Origin of the sequence: Bradyrhizobium sp. AUGA SZCCT0283 (assembly GCF_018130385.1) — a bacterium.
Taxonomy (GTDB): Bacteria; Pseudomonadota; Alphaproteobacteria; order Rhizobiales; family Xanthobacteraceae; genus Bradyrhizobium.
Map to the genome: position 1 here is coordinate 95,206 of NZ_JAFCLU010000019.1, position 23,705 is coordinate 118,910.

21 protein-coding genes are annotated in these 23,705 nt (G+C 63.5%); 9 read left to right on the forward strand and 12 right to left on the reverse strand.

The genetic code is table 11. From position 1 onward, the window contains the following. Positions 1 to 6 precede the first annotated feature (6 nt). The gene (gene fixJ / locus JQ624_RS24365; protein ID WP_212421454.1) at positions 7 to 624 is read right to left on the reverse strand and encodes a response regulator FixJ; all 618 of its coding nucleotides are present in this window, start codon (positions 622 to 624) and stop codon (positions 7 to 9) included. Next, positions 608 to 2,149, reverse strand: coding sequence for a sensor protein FixL (fixL, locus tag JQ624_RS24370; RefSeq protein ID WP_212421455.1), 1,542 nt, complete (start codon positions 2,147 to 2,149; stop codon positions 608 to 610). The genes fixJ and fixL overlap by 17 nt, the downstream gene beginning before the upstream one ends. A 280-nt stretch (positions 2,150 to 2,429) precedes the next feature. Here fixL and JQ624_RS24375 point away from each other — a divergent pair, with 280 nt between their 5' ends. Together JQ624_RS24375 and JQ624_RS24380 are read left to right on the forward strand one after the other, a co-directional pair. Beyond that, a complete protein-coding gene (locus tag JQ624_RS24375) occupies positions 2,430 to 3,257 on the forward strand; it encodes a universal stress protein (protein WP_212421456.1) in 828 nt (275 codons plus the stop codon). A gap of 25 nt (positions 3,258 to 3,282) precedes the next feature. Then, positions 3,283 to 3,708: an HPP family protein gene (locus JQ624_RS24380; RefSeq protein WP_212421457.1), complete on the forward strand. Its 426-nt coding sequence runs from the start codon at positions 3,283 to 3,285 to the stop codon at positions 3,706 to 3,708. Between the two features lie 33 nt (positions 3,709 to 3,741). On the opposite strand, the gene JQ624_RS24385 is transcribed toward JQ624_RS24380, so the two are convergent. Then, positions 3,742 to 4,470 carry a CBS domain-containing protein gene (locus JQ624_RS24385; protein WP_212421458.1) on the reverse strand — a complete coding sequence of 243 codons (729 nt, stop codon included), beginning with the start codon at positions 4,468 to 4,470 and terminating at the stop codon, positions 3,742 to 3,744. A 73-nt stretch (positions 4,471 to 4,543) separates the two neighbouring features. Further along, positions 4,544 to 5,014, reverse strand: a complete 471-nt coding sequence (locus tag JQ624_RS24390) for an Hsp20/alpha crystallin family protein (RefSeq protein ID WP_212421459.1) — start codon at positions 5,012 to 5,014, stop codon at positions 4,544 to 4,546. A 135-nt stretch (positions 5,015 to 5,149) separates the two neighbouring features. Here JQ624_RS24390 and JQ624_RS24395 point away from each other — a divergent pair, with 135 nt between their 5' ends. The 7 genes from JQ624_RS24395 (at position 5,150) to JQ624_RS24425 (ending at position 14,806) form a co-directional block, all read left to right on the forward strand. Next, a complete protein-coding gene (locus JQ624_RS24395; RefSeq protein ID WP_212421460.1) occupies positions 5,150 to 6,133 on the forward strand; it encodes a zinc-dependent alcohol dehydrogenase family protein in 984 nt (327 codons plus the stop codon). After that, a complete protein-coding gene (locus JQ624_RS24400) occupies positions 6,130 to 7,704 on the forward strand; it encodes a bifunctional aminoglycoside phosphotransferase/ATP-binding protein (protein ID WP_212421461.1) in 1,575 nt (524 codons plus the stop codon). The genes JQ624_RS24395 and JQ624_RS24400 overlap by 4 nt, the downstream gene beginning before the upstream one ends. Positions 7,705 to 7,706: 2 nt before the next feature. Further along, positions 7,707 to 8,609, forward strand: a complete 903-nt coding sequence (locus tag JQ624_RS24405; protein ID WP_212421462.1) for a CHAD domain-containing protein — start codon at positions 7,707 to 7,709, stop codon at positions 8,607 to 8,609. Positions 8,610 to 8,738: 129 nt separating this feature from the next. Further along, positions 8,739 to 9,572: a universal stress protein gene (locus JQ624_RS24410; protein ID WP_212421463.1), complete on the forward strand. Its 834-nt coding sequence runs from the start codon at positions 8,739 to 8,741 to the stop codon at positions 9,570 to 9,572. A gap of 158 nt (positions 9,573 to 9,730) precedes the next feature. Then, positions 9,731 to 10,099 (forward strand): hypothetical protein, encoded by a 369-nt coding sequence (locus JQ624_RS24415; protein WP_212421464.1) that lies wholly within the window; start codon positions 9,731 to 9,733, stop codon positions 10,097 to 10,099. Positions 10,100 to 10,112: 13 nt separating this feature from the next. Beyond that, positions 10,113 to 11,972, forward strand: coding sequence for an alpha/beta fold hydrolase (locus JQ624_RS24420; protein ID WP_212421465.1), 1,860 nt, complete (start codon positions 10,113 to 10,115; stop codon positions 11,970 to 11,972). A gap of 140 nt (positions 11,973 to 12,112) precedes the next feature. Beyond that, complete coding sequence (locus JQ624_RS24425; RefSeq protein ID WP_212421466.1) at positions 12,113 to 14,806, forward strand: bifunctional acetate--CoA ligase family protein/GNAT family N-acetyltransferase; 2,694 nt, start codon at positions 12,113 to 12,115, stop codon at positions 14,804 to 14,806. 77 nt (positions 14,807 to 14,883) lie between these two features. Here JQ624_RS24425 and JQ624_RS24430 read toward each other — a convergent pair whose 3' ends face one another. From JQ624_RS24430 to JQ624_RS24465, 8 genes are read right to left on the reverse strand one after another with little or no spacing between them, the layout of a single operon-like run. Continuing rightward, complete coding sequence (locus tag JQ624_RS24430; RefSeq protein WP_212421467.1) at positions 14,884 to 16,476, reverse strand: MBL fold metallo-hydrolase RNA specificity domain-containing protein; 1,593 nt, start codon at positions 16,474 to 16,476, stop codon at positions 14,884 to 14,886. After that, the gene (locus JQ624_RS24435; RefSeq protein WP_212421468.1) at positions 16,473 to 17,375 is read right to left on the reverse strand and encodes a ribose-phosphate pyrophosphokinase; all 903 of its coding nucleotides are present in this window, start codon (positions 17,373 to 17,375) and stop codon (positions 16,473 to 16,475) included. The genes JQ624_RS24430 and JQ624_RS24435 overlap by 4 nt, the downstream gene beginning before the upstream one ends. Continuing rightward, complete coding sequence (locus JQ624_RS24440) at positions 17,372 to 18,925, reverse strand: thymidine phosphorylase family protein (RefSeq protein ID WP_212421469.1); 1,554 nt, start codon at positions 18,923 to 18,925, stop codon at positions 17,372 to 17,374. Before JQ624_RS24440 ends, JQ624_RS24435 begins: the two co-directional genes overlap by 4 nt. A 36-nt stretch (positions 18,926 to 18,961) precedes the next feature. Further along, a complete protein-coding gene (locus JQ624_RS24445) occupies positions 18,962 to 19,801 on the reverse strand; it encodes a universal stress protein (protein ID WP_212421470.1) in 840 nt (279 codons plus the stop codon). Between the two features lie 26 nt (positions 19,802 to 19,827). Then, entirely contained in the window at positions 19,828 to 22,428 is a 2,601-nt protein-coding gene (locus JQ624_RS24450) for a cation-translocating P-type ATPase (protein ID WP_212421471.1), read from the reverse strand. Positions 22,429 to 22,431: 3 nt separating this feature from the next. Beyond that, complete coding sequence (locus JQ624_RS24455) at positions 22,432 to 22,857, reverse strand: hypothetical protein (protein WP_212421472.1); 426 nt, start codon at positions 22,855 to 22,857, stop codon at positions 22,432 to 22,434. Between the two features lie 50 nt (positions 22,858 to 22,907). Next, positions 22,908 to 23,399, reverse strand: coding sequence for a phage holin family protein (locus tag JQ624_RS24460; protein ID WP_212421473.1), 492 nt, complete (start codon positions 23,397 to 23,399; stop codon positions 22,908 to 22,910). A gap of 1 nt (position 23,400) precedes the next feature. Further along, positions 23,401 to 23,676 (reverse strand): hypothetical protein, encoded by a 276-nt coding sequence (locus tag JQ624_RS24465; protein WP_212421474.1) that lies wholly within the window; start codon positions 23,674 to 23,676, stop codon positions 23,401 to 23,403. Positions 23,677 to 23,705: the final 29 nt, after the last annotated feature.

Below are 23,705 nucleotides of genomic sequence, written 5' to 3' on the forward strand. Positions count from 1 at the left end.
CTTGGCTCAATCTTCGACGATGCCGGCCCTGATCGCAAACCGCACCAGCTCGGAAAGGTTGCCGGCCTGCATCTTGGTCATCACATTCGCCCGATAGACCTCCACCGTGCGCGGGCTGATATCGTATTCTCGGGCGATCGCCTTGTTCGATTGCCCCGTCACCAGCCCCTGCATCACCTGGCGTTCGCGCTGGGTAAGGCTGGCGACGCGGGCAGCCATATCGGCCGACAACGCCTCGCTTTTCGAACCGCTCTGGCTCTCCGAGAGCGCAGTCTGGATCATGCCGATCAGCCGGTCATCCTCGAACGGCTTCTCGAGAAAATCGAGCGCCCCAAGCTTCATCGCCTCGACGGCGAGGGGTACGTCGCCATGGCCGGTCATGACGATGACCGGAAGCTTTCGCGGGCCGGAACTCAACTGACGCAGCAGCTCCATGCCGTCGATGCCCGGCATGCGTACGTCCGTGACCACGCAGCCGACCTCCAGGTTCGGAAGCTCGTTCAGAAAAGCTAGCGCGGAATCGAAAAGACGCACGTCGAAGCCGGCCGAGCCCAGCAGGAAATCCAGCGAATCACGCATCGCCGGATCGTCGTCAATGACATAAACTTTAGCGCTCGGCGGCATCGGTCATATCCCTGGCGTGCGCCGCGGTCAGCGTGAAACGGAACGTTGCGCCACCGGACCTGTTGGTTTCGGCCCACATCCGGCCGCCGTGACTTTCGATGATGGTGCGGCTGATGGAAAGGCCGACGCCCATGCCGGTCTCCTTCGTCGTGAAAAAGGGCTGGAACAGGTTCACAAGCGCATCGCCTGCGAAGCCGGACCCGGTATCGGAAACGGCAATTTCGATCATATCGTCTGCGGCCTTGGTGTTTGAGGCAATCAGCTCACGGTGCGTCGAGGCAGCCATCGCTTCCAGCGCATTGCGGAACAGGTTGACCAGGACCTGCTGAATCTGGACCCTGTCGGCAAGTACCAGATCGCACGTCGGGTCCAGGTTGAAGCGCAGAAACACGCCCTGTTCGCGGGCGCCGGTGAGCCCGAGTGCGCCGGCCTCTTCGATCATCTTTGAAAGACTTTCGACACGCTTCTCGGACGCGTCGCGGGCGACGAAGTCGCGCAATCGCCTGATGATGTCGCCGGCGCGAATCGCCTGTTCGGCGGCGCGATCGAGTGCCGCTTCGATCTTGGGCGCGTTGGCGTCGGTGCTGCCCGCCAAAAGGCGGCGCGATCCCTTCATGTAATTACTGATGGCCGATAGCGGCTGATTGAGTTCGTGGGCCAGGGCGGAAGCCATCTCGCCCATCGCGCTCAGACGCGAAACGTGGACCAGTTCGGATTGCAGTTCCTGCAGCCGTGCCTGGGTCTGTTGCTGCTCGGTGAGATCGCGGACGAAGCCGGTAAAGAAGGGCTTTCCCCCCGAATGCATCTCGCCGATGGTGAGATGCATCGGAAACGTCGTGCCGTCCTTGCGCATGCCGGTGACGATACGCCCGATGCCGATGATGCGCCGTTCGCCCGTCCTCAGGTAGCGCGCGAGATAGCCGTCGTGGCGGCTGCGATCCGGCTCCGGCATCAGCGTGCTGATGTTCTTTCCGATCGCCTCGGGTTCGCTGTAGCCGAACTGACGCTCGGCGGCGCTGGAGAAGAACTGCATGATACCATGCTCGTCGATCACGATCATCGCATCCGGGATCGTATCCAGGATCGAACGAAAGTGCCTCTCGCTGGTCCTGACCTCGTCCTCGAGACCTTTCTCGCGGTTGATGTCGATCATGACGCCGCTGAGCCGGGCAGGCGCGCCATCGGGACCATTGATGGTGGTGCCAACCGCGCGTACCCAGTGACCCTGATCCGAATCCCGGTGCACCCGGTACTGGACGTCGAAATTGCACCCGGTATCGATCGACTCTTGCACGGCTCTTGCCGCGCGATCGCGATCCTGCACATCGAGCAGGGAAAGAAACACGTCGTAGTCTACAGGCGCATCCGATTCGACGCCGAAGAGCTTCCGGGTGGCGGTAGACCAGCTCAACTTCCGGGTCGACAGCTCAAGATCCCAGGCGCCGACGCCCGATCCCTCGGCGCCACTGCGCGCGTTCTGGTCGAGCGGATCTTGATCTCGAAAGGGACGGTCGGGGTCGATCATGCTTCGCTTTCTAGGCTGCTCTTGCTTATCAGATACCGCATTAAATCGAGCGTGTGAAATAGCAGCGAGCCAAAATTAAAAATGACATGTATCCAATTGATATAAAATGAATTTTTTCAGAATTGCCGGCCCCAACTCCTGCACAGTGCTCGATTGCAGATGCCTGGAAGAGCCGAGGGAGATTCTTGATCTAGGTCAGCTTCAAACCGGAGCGGAGCTCTAGGATGTTGGTATGTGGCCAAGGCCATACGGCATTTCGTCCCAAGGCATGGAGCAGGTTATGGACTACAAAACCGTCATGGTCGGTCTGGCGCTGGACCGGCCCAACGATGCCTGCCTCCGGGTGGCCGGAGATATCGCCGAACGATTCGGGGCACGAATCATCGGCGTTGCCGCCTCGGACCTCAGGCCGCCAATGTATTTCGCGGAAGGCGATTTTGCGCAAAAGCTCCTCGATGAGGAGGCTTCCGCCATCCAGAAACGACTGTCGGAGCTCGAAGCCGAGTTTCGGGCTTCGGTCGAGAAGCGCGCGACAGCGGTAGAGTGGCGTTCCGCCCGGACGTTCCCGGTGCCCTACATGCTGCAGCAGGTGAGGGCCGCCGATATCCTTGTGATCGGCGCCCGCTCGGAGACCCTGGTGGATCCCAACGCGGCTCCCGATCCGAGCGATCTGGTGATGCAGGCCGGCCGGCCGCTTGTCGTCGTGCCGCCCGCGGTACAGTGGCTCGACCTGAGAAGCGCTCTGATCGCCTGGAAGGATGTGCGGGAAGCGCGCCGGGCCGTGTTCGACGCGTTACCGCTCCTGGCTGCCGCAAAGGAAGTCACGATTGTGGAAATTCCCGAGCAGGACGGTCGTCGCGCGGATGCGCTCTCGCATGTTGCGGACGTGGCGGCGTGGCTGCGTGGCCACGGCATCGCGACGAACACCGTCGTTCCCGAAGAGGCCGGCGGCGTGATCGAACAGATCGAGAAGATTGCTGCCAATGTGGGAGCGGGCGTCGTGATTGCGGGTGCCTACGGCCACTCGCGATTCCGCGAATGGGTGCTCAGCGGCGTTACGCGCCACCTTGCAACTGAATCGCGCCGCTGCGCGTTCCTGTCCCGTTAGAGATTTACAATGGCGAGGAACTCCCGTGCATAAATTTCTCGAAGCGACCGCCGGGCAATACATGACGCGCAAGGTGAAGACGGTTGCGCGCGACACCACCATGCGCGAATTGCACGAGATGTTCGAGGCAGATGATTTCAACTGCTATCCGGTGCGCGAAGGCGACGACATCGTCGGCGTCGTGAGCAATTTCGACTTCCTGAAATGCTTTGCGTTTAACCCCGGCCGCATGGTGCCAGCCTATGACGATTTGCTGTCGCGGATGGTGGCGGATGTGATGACGCCGGAATTCATCTATGTCGATCCGGCAACGAAACTGACCCGCGTCCTGCAGCTGATGGTCGACCACCGGATGAAGAGCGTCCCGGTACTGGACGTCGAACAGCGCCTGGTCGGGATCATCGCGCGGGAGGACATCATGCGCGCATTGACAGAGAGCGCGCGCGGATAATTCGCCCCGCGCGCTGGAAGTGCCGGCGCGCGCCTAATCGGCTTTCGCCATCTCGACGTCTTCGGGCGATTCCAGATACATCCCCGACATGGTGTCTATCCAGCACAGATGGTCGTGAACCTTCCTGACGCCGGCGATGTTCTCCGCAGCCACCACAGCCGCCTGCCGCGAACCTTCGTCGGTGATCACGCCGCTGAGATGGACAATGCCGTCGCGCACGATGACATTGAGCCCGAACGGGCTCCAGTCGTTCTTGTCGATCGCGGCGATGATGCGGCTGCGAATGTGGTCGTCGTCGGCCGTCGGATCGGGGATTTCGCGGGCGAGGCTTGCGACCGCCTGCAGCAGATTGGCGCGCGACACAATCCCGACCAGCTTGTCGCCGCGCATCACCGGCAACCGCTTGACGCCATTGGTCTCCATCGACGTCACGATCTGTTCGAGGGTTGCATCTTCGGCGACGGTGATCGGATCGGCGGTCATGACCTCCGAAACCTTGCGGCCATGTTCATGAACATAGTCGGTCGCGGTCACGCCGGCGCCGAGCAAGAATTTGAGCCAGCGGCCACGCTTGCGCTGCGTGCCGATTTCGCTGCGACGAATGAAATCGCCTTCCGAGACGATGCCGACCAGCTTGCCGGCCGCATCGACCACCGGGAGCCCACTGACATGCTGTCGCAGCATGACATTGGCCGCTTCGAGGATGGTGGCGTCCGGTGCGACGGTGGCGACAGAACGTGTCATGATCTGATGGGCACGCATGGCGATCTCCTGTTTTATGTCCTGAAGGAGCGACGGAGCGCTGCGGGCTGATGCGGCGCTCCGTCTGTTCCGCTCACGCGGCCGATTTGATATCGATCTGCTTGGTCTGCTTGGGCGCCGGCTTCGGCACGGTGACCTTCAGCACGCCATTGGCGATCTCGGCCGAAATGTCCTCGACCTTCACGCCGGAAGGGAGCTCGACCGACCGCGAGAACGAGCCATAGCTGCGCTCGACGAGATGGTAGTCCTTGTTCTTCTCCTCGCGTTCGTTCTTCTTCTCGCCACGGATGGTGAGGAGATTGTCGGTAACGTTGAGCTCGACATCCTTCTTCTCCAATCCCGGGAGCTCGGCGGTAATTTCGATCACCTTGTCGGTCTCGCTGATGTCCATGCTTGGCATCGTCGCGGTGGCGAAGCCGGGAATATTGCGCGTGACGCCCTCGAACAACCGGTCGATTTCCTGCTGCAGGAACGAGAACGGGTTGGCTTCGCGCCGGGTGACAGCACCCTGGGTTCCAACCGGGATCACGGATTTGGTATTCATGTGTACCTCCTGGTTAAAGCCGTACTGGCTGGTACATGCTAGAAGGAGGCGAACCGTGGCCCTTTGACGGGGATCAAACTTCGGCCGGGTCGTTGCAGATAGGTTGCGCACGCTTGCGTGAGGATGACAGACGAGATGCACGCCATGGTCCTGTCGGCGCCCGGCGCGCCGCTCCGGTTCGAGCTGCGGGAGGATCCGGTCCCCGGGCCCGGCGATGTGCGCATCAAGGTCGGTGCCTGCGGCGTGTGCCGGACCGATCTGCATGTCGTGGATGGAGAATTGCCTGATATCGCCTATCCAATCGTTCCTGGCCACGAGGTGGTCGGCCGGGTGGACGCGCTTGGGCCCGGTGTGACCTCTCTTCGTGTTGGCGAGCGGATCGGCGTTCCCTGGTTGGGCTATACTTGCGGCGAATGCTCCTATTGCCGGAGCGGGCGGGAAAACCTCTGCGACCGGCCGCGGTTCACCGGTTACACGCGCGACGGCGGCTTTGCCTCGCATCTCGTCGCGGACGCCCGCTACTGCTTTCCGCTCGGCGAGGCCGGCGACGATGTCGCCATCGCGCCTCTGCTTTGCGCGGGCCTGATCGGCTGGCGCTCGCTGGCGATGGCGGGTGATGGAAAGCATCTCGGCATCTTCGGCTTCGGTGCGGCCGGCCATATCATCGCGCAGGTAGCCCGCTGGCAGGGGCGCTCGGTCTATGCGTTTACCCGCGCGGGCGATGTCGAGGCGCAGGGTCTTGCAAAATCGCTTGGCGCGGAGTGGGCCGGGTCATCGGAGGATCAGCCCCCCGCGCCGCTCGATGCCGCGATTATTTTCGCGCCGGTAGGCGATCTCGTTCCGCTGGCGTTGCGCGCGGTGCGGAAGGGCGGCCGCGTGGTGTGCGCCGGCATTCACATGTCAGACATTCCATCGTTCCCTTACCATATCCTGTGGGAGGAACGGCAGTTGCTTTCGGTCGCCAATCTGACGCGCGGCGACGGGATCGCGTTTTTCAAGATTGCGGCGCAAGCCGGCATCCGGACGCACACCAGCGTGTTTCCGTTGCGGGAAGCAAACGAAGTTCTCTCGAGACTGCGCGCCGGGCAGATCACCGGCGCCGCCGTGCTGCTGCCATGACGGTTCGACCGCCCGCTGCCACAGCCGTAGCCGAGGCCAACCTGCAGCAGCAGGTGCTCGACTTCCTCGATGGTTCCAGTTTCGGTCCGGCCGGGGGCGGCAAGCGGATCGACACCCATGCCTCCATGGTTTTTCTCGGCGCCGACCGGGCATTGAAGATCAAGCGGGCCGTGCGCTTGCCGTTCCTCGACTATTCGACATTGGAGAAGCGCAAGCGTGCCTGCGAGGAAGAACTGAAGGTCAACGCTGGCAACGCGCCCGAGCTCTACCGGCGTGTTGTCGCCGTCACGCGCAATTCCGATGGCGCCTTCGAAATCGACGGCACCGGTACTCCCGTCGAATGGGCCGTCGAAATGACGCGGTTCGACGAACAGCAGTCGCTCGATCGTGTCGCGGCATCGAAGCCGGTCGATCCATCGCTTGCGACGGCCGTGGCCGATGCGATTCTGCAATCCCACGACAGGGCGCCGCGCGCGGACGGTGAGAGCTGGCTAGCCTCCCTTCTGCCCATCATCGAACGCAATACCGCAAAATTTCGCACCGTGCGCGGACTTGATGCCGTTGCCGTCAATCGACTCGATGCCGCCGGCCGCAATTCTGCGACGACATTGCAACCGCTACTCAGACAGCGCGCCGGGCAAGGGTTCGTGCGCCGTTGCCACGGCGATCTGCACCTCGCCAATATTGCCTTGGTGGATGGCCGGCCGCTGCTGTTCGATGCCATCGAATTCGATCCCGTCATCGCCACGACGGATGTGCTCTATGATCTCGCCTTTACGCTGATGGATCTGGTCCACTTCAATCAGGATGCGGCGGCTGGTACGGTGTTCAATCGCTACCTTGCGGGGGCAGGGGATGAAGGTCTCGACGGCCTCCGCCTGCTGCCGCTGTTTCTGTCGGTGCGGGCGGCAATCCGCGCGCACGTGCTGTTCATGAAGAGCGAACAGGCCGGAGGGAACGACGAGGTTTGGCGGGAGGCCAAACGCTACTTCGATCTGGCGGGACGCCTCATCGCGCCCAAGCCGCCGCTGCTGGTGGCGATTGGTGGCCTGTCGGGGACGGGAAAATCGGTGCTGGCGCGCGGCCTCGCGGGTCTGATCGAGCCTCCGCCCGGCGCGGTCATTATCCGCTCGGATGTCGTCCGCAAGCAGCTGTTCGGCGCCAGTGAAACCACCGCTCTGCCGGAATCCGCCTATCGGCCCGATATCGCGACACGCGTCTATGGTGAGCTTGCCGGTACCGCGCAGCGTGTCCTCGCGCAGGGCTGCTCGGTCGTGCTCGATGCCGCTTATCTGCAGGAAGCGGAACGGACGGAAATCGCGGGCCTCGCGGCCATGCACGGCGTACGCTTCGTCGGCCTGTTCCTGACGGCCGATCTCGCGACACGGCTGGCGCGGATCGAGCAGCGCAGGGGCGATGCGTCCGATGCAACACGGGATGTTGCCCTGAAGCAGGAGACTTTCGCGATCGGCGCGGTAGACTGGCATATGATCGACGCCTCGGGGACACCGGAGCAATCGCTGCGCAGCGCCTGTGCTTCGTTGCTCGCGCGGGCAGAGGGTGTGAGCTGACGATGGCGACTCGCCCAGCCAGAACATCCAGCCGGCGCAAAGCCCCCGTGGCGGCAGCTCCCGATTGTGCAACTGCATTCCAGAAAATTGCGCTCGACTGCGTTGCGGCGATCAAGGCCCATCACACGAGCGCGTGCGCCGGCGATGCCGAGGCCGTGCATCAGATCCGGGTCGCGATCACGCGGTTGCGCGCCGCCGTGGCGTTCTTTGCGTCGATCGTGGTCGATGCGAAGTGGCTGCGTCTGAGGAAGGAAATCGCCTGGCTGAACGGCTCGCTCGGCGCCGCGCGCGACAGCGATGTCGTCGTGGAATATGCGCGCCGCAAGCGATACCGCGCATGGGGTCAGCGCATGATCGGTAAGCAGCTCGATGAGAGCCAGACGCAGGATCACCGGCGCCTGGTTCGCTGCCTGCGCTCGGTCCGGACGCAGCGCCTGATCGTGGCAATGGCAGCCTGGATCAGGCAAGGGCCGTGGCTGGAGCGCCATAAGCGGCGCGAGGACGCGGAGGCTCTGCAATCCTACTGCGCGCGCGAGCTCAACCGCTGGCACGAACGGCTGGTCCGCAAAGGACGGCACCTGAAGACTTTGGGTGCGTCACGCCGTCACCGGCTGCGGATCAAGGCCAAACATTTCCGCTACATGCTTGAAGCGCTTACCGAAACTGTCGACTTTGGGGGCCGGAACGAATGGCGTCACCTGCACCGGCCGGCAAAACGGCTGCAGCGCGTATTGGGCGACATGCGCGATCTCGAGCGCTTCGCCGGCTCTGCTGGCGGATCGCCGCAGGCCGAGAATATTAAGCGGGGCAGGAAGCATCCGCCGGGCTATCGCCGTCAAAGGGAAAAGCTGCTCAGCGCCGCCATTGCGGCTCATCGCGACCTCAAGCACGCCGGAGCCTGCTGACGTCGCCGTCCGCGCTGCCGCTCGACATCGTCCGAGCTTGATGTGGGTCAACTTCGGCCACCCGCCCGTCGGTTAGCTTTCATATCAGCAACGAGGCCGAAAGCCTCGCAAATCTGTGGGAGAGTGGCGATGTTCAGGAACATTCTGGTTCATATTCCCTCCGAGCGTCCGGTCAGGCCGGTGATTGACGTCGCCGTCGCGCTGACCATTGCGCGCCGGTCGCATCTCGATGCTGTAGCCCTCGGCTACGAATCGATGAGTGCCGCCGGAATGATCGTCGAGGGCGGTGGCGCCGCCGTTGCCGCCGTGATGGGGGCTGAACAGGAGCGCGCCCAGGAAAGGGCCGACGCTGCGATCGCCGTGTTCGAGATCGAAGCCAAGCTCGCCAAAATCGCCTACGGCACCAGGACCTTCGCGGCGATCCCCGCCGAGGCCGGACAGACCATCGGCGCGCTTGCCCGGCTGTACGACATGACGATCGTGCTGCAGCCGGAAACCTCGAAGGCGAGCTACGACAACGAGATTCCGCAGCAGATCCTGTTCAATTCCGGCGGGCCGATGCTGATGGTTCCCTATATCCACAAGGGACCGCTCGACGCCCACCATGTCGGCATCGCCTGGGACGGCAGCCGCCTCGCGGCCCGCGCGGTGCGCGATGCAATGCCGTTTCTGATGGGCGCCAAGGCCGTGACCGTGATTGCGGTCAATGAGGAGGCGGGTGAAGCCTCGTCGGACCAGCTTGCCGTGCATCTGCGACGGCGCGGCATTGCGGCCCGGGTGCAGCGGCTGACAGCGGATCGCGGCGACGTTCAGGGTGCTATCCTGTCGATCGCGGCCGAAAGCAATATGGGCCTCCTGGTGATGGGGGGATACGGCCATTCGCGATTGCAGGAGCGAATTCTGGGCGGCGTCACCCGCAGCATGTTCGACTGCATGACCGTACCGGTGCTGATGTCGCACTGACCTTGGCAGGGGATGTGACCATTCGTCCCGGCGAGTTCCTTGCTTGTAGTTCTTTGGCTGCGGCTGCGGTCGCAATGACGACAGTTTGATGCACCTCAATGTTCGGCCCGACGCCGGTCAATATCGTTTCCGTGGAAATTCAGAAATCGGAGATTGTCATGTCAGAGCTGTCTGAGCGGGTCACTTCCGGTTCCTCCCCGGCCGTCGCAGATGCGGAAGCGGAAGCCACCAAACTGAACCAAGGCGCGCTGGAGTTCATGCTTGGCGCGCAGAAAATGATGTTCGAGGAACTGGTGTTCCTCGGCGACGAGATGCTGGAGCGAACGCGGACCGAAATGCGTCTGTTCACGGAGTTCGTCGCGAAAATGGCGGCCGCGCATTCCGTCAGGGACGTCAAGACGATGTGCCAGGAATGCGGCCAGCATCAGCTCGACTTCTTCCGCCGCGATTCCGAACGGCTGTTCAGGCATGGCGAGCGGATGATCGCAACCACGTCGAACCTGATCAGTGGCCGCACTGTGAACTGATCGGCCAGATAGCATGCACCAGAAATCGACCCTGCCGACGGCAGAAGTTACCGTCTTGCCGCTTCCCCCCCGTGTCGCGGACCGAGGCGAGGACCGGCAGTCGGCCGCGCCGATCGAACCGCAGATCTCACCGCTGGCCGAAGGCGCTGGCAGCGCCGAGACATATCAGGCCGACCGCGCCCTGCATGCCATGCTGGCACGCCTGACCGGCGGCATTTCGCCGGCCGCGTTGTTGCTGGCCTATACGGACTGGCTATCGCATCTGGCGTCGTCGCCGCAGCGGCAGATCGAGATCGCGCAGGAAGCCCTGGTCGACACCAAGCGCTTCTGCGAGGCCGCGCAGCGCTTCGTCTCGCCCGGACAGGGACCATGGTCGCTGATCAAGCCGAAGCCGCAGGACAAACGCTTCGGCCGGCCGGAGTGGGAACATCCGCCGTTCAATCTGATGGCGCAGGCCTTTCTGCTTGGCGAACAATGGTGGCACAACGCGACCACGGGTGTGCGTGGTGTCGCGAAGCAGAACGAGGCGATCGTCGAGTTCTCGGTCCGGCAGATGCTGGATGTGATGTCGCCTTCCAATTTTGCCGCGACCAATCCGGAAGTGCTGCGGAGAACATTCGAGAGCGGCGGCAACAATTTCGTGCGCGGCTGGCAAAATTTCTGCAGCGACTGGATCCGCCTGGCGTCGGCGGGCCTTGGGCCCGTCACGACCGGCGATTTCGTCGTCGGAGAGACCGTCGCAACGTCGCGCGGCAGGGTCGTGTTCCGCAACGAACTGATCGAGCTGATCCAGTACTATCCGACCACCGAAAAGGTGCATCCGGAGCCGGTTCTGATCGTGCCGGCCTGGATCATGAAATACTACATTCTCGATCTGTCGCCGCAGAACTCGCTGGTGAAATATCTCACGGGCGAAGGCTTCACCGTCTTCATGATCTCGTGGCGCAATCCGGAAGCCGCCGACCGCGACATCGCTTTTGACGACTATCGAAAGCTCGGAGTGGAGGCGGCGCTCGATACCATAGGCAGCGTCGTGCCCGGTCGTCAGGTTCATGCATTGGGCTATTGCCTGGGTGGAACGCTGCTGTCGATATCAGCCGCCACCATGGCGCGTGACGGCGACAACCGCTTGAAGTCGATCAGCCTGCTTGCCGCGCAAACGGATTTCACCGAGGCCGGCGAATTGACCCTCTTCATCAACGAAAGCCAGGTTGCGTTTCTCGAAGACATGATGTGGGAGGGCGGTGTCCTCGATACCACGCAAATGGCAGGCGCATTCCAGCTGCTGCGCTCCAACGACCTGATCTGGTCGCGGCTTACCCGTGACTATTTGATGGGAGAGCGGGCGACGCCGAGCGATCTGATGGCCTGGAATGCCGATGCCACCCGCCTGCCATACCGGATGCATTCGGAGTATTTGCGCAAGCTGTTCCTCAACAACGACCTCGCCGGGGGCCGATATCTTGTCGAGGGAAGGCCGATCTCGCTGTCGGACATTCACACCCCGATGTTCGTGGTCGGAACGCTCCGCGATCACGTTGCACCGTGGAAGTCCGTCTACAAGATTCACTACCAGGTCGATGCCGACGTCACCTTCGTTCTCGCCAGCGGCGGCCATAATGCGGGAATCGTGGCGCCTCCCGGCGAACCGGAACATACTTATCGGATCAAGACCGAGGTGGCGCACGCCACCTATACCGGTCCCGACGAATGGCTGAAGACAGTGCCGCCGGTCGAGGGATCGTGGTGGCCGGAATGGACGAAGTGGCTCTCCGCACGATCCGGCGAACCATCCGAGCCGCCGCGGATGGGAACCGAAGCCGCTCAGGCGAAGAATCTGCCTGCGGCGCCCGGCGATTACGTTCGCCATTGATCCCGACGGACCCACCCAGCTAGGCGCGCTTTGTCATCGTGCCGAGACTGTTCCGGGTTACCCTGTCGCGCAAAGGTCACATTGCGCTGAACATCTGTCTGGGCTCACAGAAGGCAGCCGCCTGCCGGTACTGGGGAACGATGTCCACCTATCGCTTGAAGAATCTGCTATCGCCGCATTCCGTCGCGCTGGTCGGGGCCAGTCCGCGCCACGGCTCGGTCGGCCGCGCCATTCTCAACAATATTCGCAAAGCCCAGTTCAAGGGCGAATTCGGTCTCGTCAATCCGCGCTATCACGAGATCGATGGTATCGCGGCCGTTGGCAGCATCGCAAGACTGGCTTTTGCGCCCGAACTCGTTGTCCTCACCGCGCCAGCCCGCACCATCGCGGGCCTGATCGATGAGGCGGGCCGCCGCGGTGCGGCAGGTGCGGTCATTGTCAGTGCCGGGCTCGGGCACGGTCCGGGCTCGATGGCGGATGCAGCGGAGCGGGCCGCCCAAAAATACGGCATGCGGCTGATCGGGCCGAATTGCCTGGGCATCATGATGCCCGGTGTCAGTCTGAACGCGAGCTTTGCCGCGCACATGCCGGCTGCGGGAAATCTGGCGCTGATCTCCCAGTCCGGCGCTATTGCGGCCGGCATGGTGGACTGGGCGGCACAGCGGGCCGTTGGCTTTTCCGGCATTGTTTCGATCGGCGACCAGCTCGATGTCGATATCGCCGATCTGCTCGATTACTTCGCGCTGGATGAAAAAACCCACGCCATTCTGCTTTATATCGAGGCGATCAAGGATGCCCGCAAGTTCATGTCGGCGGCGCGCGCAGCCGCCAGAATCAAGCCGGTCGTGGTCGTCAAGTCAGGCCGGATGGCACAAGGCGCGCGCGCCGCTGCAACCCATACCGGCGCGCTGGCCGGGGCTGATGCGGTCTACGATGCCGCGTTTCAGCGTGCCGGCATCCTGCGTGTATCGGATCTGCGTGAACTATTCGACTGCGCCGAGACGCTCGGGCGGGTCAAATCGCCGCCCGGAAAGCGGCTTGCGATTCTGACCAATGGCGGCGGCATCGGCGTGCTGGCGGTCGACCGATTGGCCGAGCTAGGCGGCATTCCCGCCGGCATCTCGCCTGCGACCCGCGACAAGCTCGATGCGGTGTTGCCCCCGACATGGTCGAAATCGAACCCGATCGACATCGTTGGCGATTCCGATCCTGCGCGCTATGCGGCGGCGCTCGAAGTGTTGCTGGCCGACCCTGGCAATGACGCCGTGCTGGTGATGAATGTCCAGACGGCGATCGCCCGTGCCGATGACATTGCAGCGGCCGTCATCGCCGTGGTCGGGAAATACCGCGCCGAACACCGCATGTCGCCGAAGCCCGTGCTGGCGGTCTGGGTCGGGGCGGACCAGTCGATCAGTGATTTGCTGAGCGGCGCGGGAATTCCGAACTATCAGACCGGCGGCGACGCCGTCCTCGGTTTCATGCACCTGGTTCGCCATCGCGAGGCGGTGGAGGCGCTGGCGCGGGTTCCACCCGCCATGCCGAGCGAGTTCGCGCCTGATGCCGACGCGGCGCGACAGATCGTTGCCGCCGCACTGGCCGACGACCGCTCCTGGCTCGATCCGATCGAGGTCAAGCGGCTGTTCGATGCCTATGACATCGCCGTCGTGCCGACATTTGCCGCCGCCGATGCCGAAGAGGCGGTCACGCATGCGAACAAGCTTTTTGCACAAGGCTCCACCGTCGTGCTCAAGATCATGTCGCGCGATATCGTGCACAAATCCGATGTCGGCGGCGTCGTGCTCAACCTCACCAACGCCGATGCGGTGCGCAAGGCAACCGCCGATATTCTGGCGCGGGCGAAATCGCTGCGGCCGGAGGCGCGGATTTCGGGCGTGATGGTGCAGGCGATGGTGGTGCGGGCGAAGGCGCGCGAACTTATTCTCGGCCTCGCCGACGATCCGACCTTCGGCACCGTCGTCGTGTTCGGCCGCGGTGGCACGGCGGTCGAGATCATCAACGACAAAGCACTGGCGCTGCCGCCGCTCGACCTGCAACTGGCGCGCAGCCTGATCGAGCGCACCCGCGTCTCGCGGCTGTTGCGCGCCTATCGCGACGTGCCGGCGGTGAAGGAAGACGCCGTCGCGATGGTTCTGGTCAAGCTGGCGCAGATGGCCGCCGACATTCCCGAAATCCGCGGCCTCGATATCAACCCGTTGCTGGCCGATGAAGCCGGCGTGCTCGCCGTCGACGCGCGCGTCGTGATCGGGCGCGTGGCACGGAAGTTTCGCGGTTCAGGCCCGGCGAATTTCGCCGTGCGTCCCTATCCCTCGCAATGGCAACGTCACATCGAAGTGAAGGACGGCTGGCGCGTGTTCGTTCGCCCGATCCGGCCCGAAGACGAGCCGCTGATCCACGCGATGTTGAAACACGTCACGATGCACGACCTGCGGCTGCGGTTTTTCGCTCCGATGAAGGAATTTTCCCATGAATTCATCGCCCGCCTGACCCAACTCGATTATGCCCGGGCGATGGCCTTTGTCGCGCTCGACGAGGCGACCAACGAACTGGTCGGCGTGGTCCGGATCCATTCGGACTCGATCTATGAGAGCGGCGAATATGCGATCCTGTTGAGGTCGGACCTCAAGGGCAGGGGGCTCGGCTGGGCGCTGATGCAGATGATCATCGAATATGCGAAATCCGAGGGATTAAAAGCCATTTCAGGCGACGTCCTGGCTGACAACACCGTAATGCTGGCGATGTGCCGCAGCCTTGGCTTCGAAGTGAAATCGGACCCGCAGGAGCATGACATCTGTAACGTCAGGCTGACGCTTTAGCCTCTTGTTCCGACGCATTCTTCCGTGAACCGGTACCCCCCGGGATCAATTCCGGGGGCATGCTTCGCTCGAAAACGCTACTCTTCGAGCGCCCGCCGTAGTCGCCGGATAATGACGCCGCGCGCACGGTCGTCGGCGGCCGCCTCGATGCGGTCGTTGATATCGAGGACGAGCTTCGACATGTCGTTGTGCCAGTCGAGCGCAACCACCGCCTCCGGTGCCAGCCGCCGGCGGCGGCCCGCGTCGAGCGGCGTCGGCACGGCGGCAGACAAATCGTAGATGTCGTCGAGCAGTGGCTCAAACACGCGCGCCGCTGGAATAATGCGCTCGGAGACGCGTTCGGCGAGGCCGGCGATGGCCGGCTCCTCGCCATGGACGAGAAAAAGCCCGCGCTGAATCGGGCGGCGAGCGGCGATCCATCGCGCCAGTTCTGATCCGTCGGCATGCCCGGAATAGTCGTCGATGGTACGGATAGTCGCCGCCACCTTGATCTCGTTGCCCTGGATACGGACGGCCTTGGCGCCGTCGACCAGAAACCGGCCTAGCGTGCCCTGCGCCTGGAAGCCGACCAGCAAGACGGTGGCTCTCGAATTCCACAGCCAGTTCCTGAGATGGTGCCGGATACGCCCGGCATCACACATGCCGCTGGCGGCGATGACGATGTGAAAGCCGGTCAGCTTGGCGATCGCCTTGCTCTCCTCGACCGTCTCGGTGAACCGGAGTTGCCGGGAGTTCAGCAGCCGGCGAACATCGACCATGGGGTCGAGGCTTTCGGCGTGCCTGCGGAACACCTCGGTGGCGCGGATCGCCAGTGGAGAATCCAGAAAAATCGGGGCGGCAGGGATCTTGCCGCGTTCCATCAGGTCCACCAGGTCGACGAGAAGTTCCTGGGTGCGCTCTACCGCAAAGGCTGGAATCAGCAGCGCGCCCTTGCGGGTTGCGGCGTCGCGGACTTCCTCGGCGAGACGCGCGCGGCGCGCATCGGGCGTCGTCGCAGCCCGCTCCCTGTCGCCGTAGGTCGATTCGGAGATGACATAGTCGAAGCCGGAAGGGGCGTCGGGATCGGGCTGCAGCAATTTGGCATCCGGTCCGATGTCGCCGGATGCGAGAATGCGCATGGGCCTTCCTGACGAATTTCCATCACTGCATTCGATCTCGATCGAGGCCGAACCGAGCAGATGCCCGGCATTCCAGTAGCGCGCGCGAACGCCGGGAATCACGTCGATCCATTTTTCGTAGTCGACCGGAGAAAACGATTGCAGGGCGGCGATCGCATCGGCCTGGGTATAGATCGGGCTGACCTCGCCGCGTCCGCGCGCGGCGTTGCGCCGGTTCAGCGCCAGGACTTCCGATTCCTGGATGCTGCCGGCGTCGGGCAGCATGTAGGAACAGAGATCGATGGTTCCGCGCGTCGCCAGGATGCGGCCGGCAAATCCGCTGCGCACGAGCTTGGGCAACAGGCCGCTATGATCGATATGGGCATGGGTCAACAGCACGGCGTCGATATCGGCGGGGCGAAACGGAAAAGCGCGGTAGTTCAGTTCTTTCAAGGTCTTCTGTCCCTGAAACAGCCCGCAATCGACCAGGAAACGCGCAGCGCTCGTCTCGAAGAGATAGCAGGAGCCCGTGACGGTGCGCGATGCGCCGCAAAACCGGATGGTCACGCTCATTGAACCGTCTCCCCAAGCTCACCCTTCAAGGCATCGGCGAACAGTTCATCGAGCGCAATCGCGTTGGTGGAATGCGGCACGCTGCGCGTCGAACGGATCGAGCGAATCCCCGAAGAGGTCATCTGCTTGCAAGCCGCTTCCGGAAACAGCGCATGCGTCACGACGGCGTCGATCGCCGTCGCACCGGCAGCGGTCAACGCATTGGCGCAGGCGATGATGGTTCCGCCGGACGAGACGATGTCGTCGACGATCAGGGCGGGACGGCCTGCGATGCGCGTCCCGCCCTGAAATTCGATCGCAACGGAGCGGTCGCTGCGGCGGGTCTTCTTCGCAACCGTATAGGAAAGGCCGAGCCGGCCGGCGAGGTCGCTGACCCAAGGGAGGGATTCGGCGTCAGGTCCCGCCACGAGGGTCGCCGGATCAAGCCCGGTCTTGCGCAGCGTGTCGGATATGGCCGGCATGGCCGAGAGATTGTCGGATTGGATGCCGGGGAATACCGCTTTGATATCGGGCGTGCGATGCAGATGCGCGTCGACGGTGACGACACGGTCTGCGCATCGTGCGAGCAACGGGCCAATGACCTTCTGACTGATCGCTTCGCCCTCGTGAAAGGCGGTATCCTGCCGCATGTAGCACAGGTAAGGCGCGACGAGCACGAGGCGTTCCGCGCCTCCGCGCCGCAGCGCTTCGGCAGCGAACATCAGCGCGATGAGTTTGTCGTTTGGCCGGTCCAGCGAGGCGTAGATGATCGTGGTGGGCGACGCCGGGCCGACCGTCACCCGTATTTCGCCATCGGGAAAGGCATGGATGGCGATCTCGTGAAATGGCACACCGAGTCGAGCAGCGAGGCTCGCAGCGTCGCGCGAGGACGACGGCAGGCTTTGAATGGCCACGCTCACAGCGTCGTCTCGACAGGTAGCGGCTGCCGCGCGCCGATGACATATCCGCTGTTGCGTGTTGCAGCCGTCACGGCAAGATCGAATTCGGACTGGTCATAGGCATGAATTCGATAGAGCGGCTGGCCCTTCTCGACGCGATCGCCGATCTTGCGGAACAGCTTGATGCCCGCGCCCTTGTCGATCGGCGCTCCCGCGGTTCGCGCCAGGCGGTTCAGTTGCAGGCAGTCGATCTCGGAAACGGCGCCATCATCGGCAGCTCGGACATCGAAGGTCAGCTTGCCGATATCGTTGCGGCAGCTCGAGGGTCCCTGCGCGTCGATAATCTCCTGCATTTTCTTCAGGGCCGCGCCGCTATCGAGCAGTTCGCGGGCGCGCGCATAGCCCGCACCGCCGCGCAATTGCGGGTCGTATTCGAGGAGATGCGCGGCAAGCCGCAATGACTTTTCCCGCAGGTCTGCGGGGGCATCCGGCTCGTTGGTCAGGACAGCCATGACGTCGCTAGCCTCCAGTACCGGACCGATGCCGTTGCCGATCGGCTGACGGCCGTCCGTCGTGATCACCTCGACGGCAATGCCGAACTGGTCGCCGACGAACTCGAACAGCTTGCGCAACCGCATTGCTTCGCTGGCGTTGGCGAGCTTTGCCGTCGGACCTACCGGCAGGTCGATCAGGAGATGGGTCGAACCGGCCGCGAGCTTTTTCGAGATGATCGAGGCGACCATCTGCTCGCGGGTGTCGAGACAGAGCGGACGCTCGACGGAGATGAGAATGTCGTCCGCCGGCGACAGGTTGACGTGCCCGCCCCAGACCAGGCAACCGCGACATGCGGCGACCACTTCCTTCATCTCGTCGACAGAGACGTCGACGCGGGCCAGCACCTCCATGGTGTCGGCGGTCCCGGCCGGCGAGGTGATCGCGCGCGACGATGTCTTGGGGATGGTGAGGCCGTGCGCGGCGACGATCGGGACGACGATCATGGAGGTGCGGTTTCCCGGAATGCCGCCGATGCAATGCTTGTCGACGACGATGGGGCTTGGCCATTTCAGTTGCGTCCCGGCGACCGCCATCGCGTGAACCAACGCGAGCAGCTCGCGGCTGGTCATGAAGCTCGCCGAACTGATCAGGAACGCCGCGACCTCCATGTCTGAATAGCGGTAATGCGTGAGGTCATTAATGATGGCGTCGATCTCGGCCGGCTCGAACGTTCGGCCCTGAATCTTGCCGCGAACGGCATCGAGGCTTTCGGGCGGTGCGGCAGGGTAGACCGTCACGAGACTGCCGACCGGCTCGGCGAAGCGGCGGAACGCCGGCTCCGAGAGCCCGATTTCATCGGATCCGGCCAAGGTGTCGTCATCCGTGATCAGGAGCGTGGCAAGCAGCACCTTCGAGCCACGCTGCAGTTCGACCCGGCTGAAGCCGCGAAAAATATCCGGCCGCAATGCGCTCGAGTGACGCGAAATCACCACGACATTTTCGCGGCCGGTGTCCAGGTTGACCCGACGGACTTTCAGCGGCGGACGGGAATTATCCCGCTTGAAATTTTCGACCATCTGAACTTCCCGGCACTCCGATGTCCGAATTGGCTGTCAATGCGAAAACAGGATCGGGAGCGGCGGTTTCGACAGCAGGCTCTTGGTGGCGCCGCCGAGGATGAACTCGCGCCATCGCGCATGCCCATAGGCGCCCATCACGAGAACGTCGACCTGATGCGAAACGGTGTAGGCTTCGAGCACCTCGCCGATCCGCCGGCCACCGGCATCGACGTTGTCGAGCACCACGTCGATGCCGTGGCGAGCGAGGTTTTTGGCCAGTGCTTCGGCGGAATGCTTGCTGTCCAGCTTCTTTTCGTTGGTGACGGTGACGATCCGTACCTTCTTCGCCTTTTCGAGCAGCGGCATGGCATCTGAAACCGCGCGGGCTGCGGCGCGGCTGAAATCCCAGGCGACGGCGACGGTCCCCAGTTCGAACGGGCGCGCTCGCTGACTCTCGGGCAGAACGAGGACAGGTCGCCCCGATCCGAATATCACGGCTTCTGCGTACCACTGGTCGTAGCTTTCCGGCACCGGCACGATGGTGAGGTCGCGAAGCCGCGCGTGGTCTACCAGCATATCCGGCACGGCGTAGGTCGGGCATTTTTCGAGATAGGTTTCGTGCAGAATGCCGGATTTGTCAGCGGCGGCGTTGAATGTGGCCAGCATGGCCCTGGCGTTGTTCCGGCTCTTTTCGGTTTCGCCCGCAATGATGCCGGGAATATTGGCGGTCGATCCGGAAAGGAAGTGCCCGGGCACTTCCACGTGCACCTCGCAGGCCACCGCAGCCAGATGAGCGCCGAAGGTTGCAGCGATCGCGACCGCATCCTCGGCTACTGTCGCCGGGGTGGGATCGGGATAACTCGTCAATGTCAGCAGGATGTCCTTGAACGCCATGGGGCTCTCCTTTTTCCGGAACTAAATTAGCCTCCCGTCGGCTTGGGCGTTTGATCCATCGCAAGGGGCTGGGTTGGCGGGCTCTGGGGCCGCAGCCGCGGGCGCAGCAGCGGCTTCAGCATTTCCAGCGCGAGCAGCGCGACGACGCCTGCACCGAGCGTCAGGGCCAGATCGTCGGCGTGGAGGGGGCCGAAGGCGAAGAGCTTGCTCGCGAACGGCCAAAGCAAGGTGAGCGCCAGGATGATAGCGACGGCGGCGAGCACCGCAGCCAGCGTCCGGTTTGGCCGCCGCAGGGCGGTAAGCAGCGATGCGCCGAAGGATCGGTTGACCAGAATCAGGCTGACGATCACGACGATGAGCGAAAAGAACGTCAACGCCCGCACTTCGGGCACCGGCATGCCCCATCTCAGCGCCGCGACGTAAACGGCAGCGACGACCACAAACGCCAGCAACCCCTGCAGCAGGCTCCAGGCGACCAGCGCCCGCGAGAACAGCGGCTCGTCGGGAGAGCGCGGCGGGCGCCGCATGACGTCGTCTTCCTCGGTTTCAGCCTCGAACACCAGCGAGCAGACGGGATCGATCACCATTTCGAGGAAGGCGATATGGATCGGTCCGAACAGGATAGGCAGGCCGAACACCAGCGGCAGCAGCGCCAGGCCCGCGATGGGAACGTGGACGGCAAAGATAAAGGTCATTGCCTTGCGCAAATTGTCGTAGATGCGGCGTCCGAGACGGATCGCCTTGACGATGGAGCCGAAATCGTCGTCAAGCAGCACGATGGCGGAAGCTTCGCGCGCCACATCCGTTCCGCGCCCGCCCATGGCGATGCCGATATGGGCGGCCTTCAACGACGGTGCGTCGTTGACGCCATCGCCGGTCATCGCGACAATCTCGCCATTGCCCTTGTAGGCGTTGACGATACGCAGCTTCTGGTTCGGCGAGATCCGGGCGAAGACGCCAGCCGTTTCCACCCGGCGGGCCAATTCTGCCTCGTTCAACTGCTCGAGCTGTTCGCCGGTCATGAGCTCGCCGCGTTCGAGCCCGGCCTGATGCGCGATTGCGTTTGCGGTCGCCGGGTAGTCGCCGGTGATCATGACGGCCTTGATGCCGGCGGACCGGCATTCGCGGACCGCCTCGACGACGCTGGTGCGCAGCGGATCGGCGAGGCCGACAAGTCCCAGGAATTCGAAGCTAAGTTCGCGCGGCGACGCCGGCCAAGGCGGCCCGCCATGGGTGGCGCGCGCTATGCCCAGCACACGCAGGCCGGCGGAGGCCATCGCGTCGATGGATTGCGTCAGCGCCGCGCGGTCGGCCTCGCTCAACCGGCAGAGACCCGCGATCGCTTCGGGAGCGCCCTTGGTGGCGACGAGGTATTCCTGTCGGTCGCCATCCGCTTGCCAGATGTGGGTTACGGCGAGGAGATCGGGCCGAAGACCATAGGCGTGCACCAGCTTCCGGCGCGGATGCCGAAATTCGGACTTGGTCGGCCGCTCGCGCGCCAGGGTATGGAACGCCCGCTCCATCGGGTCGAACGGCTCAGGCGCGCTGGCGAGCAGGCCGAACTCGCTCAAGTGATGGAACTGCGCCGGCATTTCCATGCCGTTCTGCGGATGGAAGACGTTCCCATCCGCCAGCCGCAGTTCGACGATCGTCATCCGGTTTTCGGTGAGGGTGCCGGTCTTGTCGGTGCACAGCACGGTGGCAGAGCCCAGCGTCTCGATGGCCGCCGCGCGCCGCGTCAGGACGCGCGCCAGCGAAATTCGCCATGCGCCCATCGCCATGAAGACGGTCAGGACGACCGGAAACTCTTCCGGCAGCATCGACATGCCCAGCGCAATTCCGGCCAGCACCGCGTCCAGCCATCCGCCGCGCGTGATGCCGTAAAGCAACACCGCGAGCACGCTAACCCCACCGCCGAAAATGGCAAACAGTCTCACGACGCGCCGTGTTTGCATCTGCAGGCGCGGCGGTTCGGTTTCGAGAGTGGCCAGCGATTGGCCGATCTTGCCGATCTCGCTTTGCGCACCGATGGCGATTGCTTCTGCCAGTCCCGAGCCCCGCACCACCAGCGAACCGGAGAAGACATGCGGCAGGTCGTCGCCTCCCGGACGCGGCGGTCCAGACCCAGACGTGGGGCGATCGTCCCAGGCGACCTTGCGCACCGGCACGGATTCGCCGGTCAAGGTCGACTCGTCGGCCTGCAGATCCTGGCAACGGAGGAGAACGGCGTCGGCAGGCACCCGGTCGCCTTCGGAAAGAACGATGAGGTCGCCCCGCACGACGTCCCGGCCGGCGATTCGCCTGCGCTCGCCGTCGCGAATGACGAGCGCGCGGGGGCTCGTGAGGTCGCGTAACGCTTCCAGTACGCGCTCGGTCCGCGTCTCCTGCACTACGGTGATCACGATCGACATGGTCGCGAAGGCGACCAGGATGATCGCCTCCTTCAGGTCGCCGAGCGCCAGGTAAACGATGCCGCCGACCATAAGCAGCGCCAGCATCGGCTCACGCAGCACCTCGATCGCTATGCGGAACGGCGTGCGCCGATCGGGCTGGGGAAGCTCGTTGTGTCCCTCGGCCTGCAGCCGCGCCGCTGCGTCGGCTTCAGTAAGGCCGGAAAACGATTTCATGTCTCAAAGATACGAGACCGCGGTCACCCGATAGGTATGCATCTTGCCGCCTTCGTTGAGCGAAACATACTCGCCGACGACGAAGCGTTCGTCCGCGAAGTGATAGCCGACGTCGTCAGGCACGCTGGTCTCGCCGTCGTCATAGTGGAAGGCCCACCCGCCGCCGGGGCGGTGAACCAGATGACCATGCTTGTCCTGTTGGTCCGGGCGCTGGCGCACGACCCGGCAGGCGTCGCGATGCTCGCGCCACAACCTTGCATCGATGCGGTCCTCGGAATCGAGCGGCGCCACGATGATATAGGCCACCTCGGCATCGCCTTCGGGATGGCCGGGCTCGCGGGCCAGCGCGAGGCGGAATTGCCGGAATTGCGCCGGCAGGGAAGCGTTCAGGATCGGCTTCGGCTGGGTCTTGGCTCTGGTCTTGGACATCTCTGATGGCTCCTTGGTTTTCCGGCCTGAGGCTGCTGCCTCCGCCTTGATCAGCTCGGCTCAGCCGCGGCCTTCACCGCGGGGGCGGTTGCCCCGGATTTCTTCAGGCTCTTGACGATGATCGTGATCAACGGCACCAGCACCAGCGGCAGCACGCTGTTCAGGGGATGGTGCACCATGCCGGTGAATTGCGATTGCAGCGCGCGGGCCTCGCTCTGTAATGCCTCGACCGCGGAGCCGTGAATTTCGGTGGCCAGTTCGAGTTCGCGGCCGCCGGGCGGTCTTCCGCCAACGACAAACAAGACCGCTGCGATCACGAAATTGACGACGCCGAGAATCGCTGCCGCGGAAATCGCGCTCCAGATCTGCACCAGCGCGAAATAGGCTGACAGTTCCAGCATCAACAGGCCGAAGGCCGCGATCAGCGCGGCAAACGCCCGCAAACCCAATCCGACCAGCATGTGCCGCATCCGGATTTCCGCGATGATGCGGTCGGTGCGCCACAGCGCCCGTAAATGCTTGACGACGTTCTCGCTGTTCACGTTAGTGCCTCCTCAGCATGAAACCGATAGCGACGCCGAGCGCGAAGGCGGATGCCAGCGCCGCAATCGGCCGCTCCGCGATCAGCTTCTCGACATGCTCTTCTTCCTGTCCCAAGGTCTCGCCGAGTTCGTTCAAGGCGGCCTTGATCTGTTCGGCCAGCGCCTCGGTATGGCTCCTCGCAGCGTCGAACATGTCGTTGCCAGGCATATCCAGGAGCCGAGACATTTCGATCCTGAGCGCCTGCAGCTCATCTCCCAATTCGCTCGATTTGAACATATCGCGGTCATTCCCATCGTCGGACGACG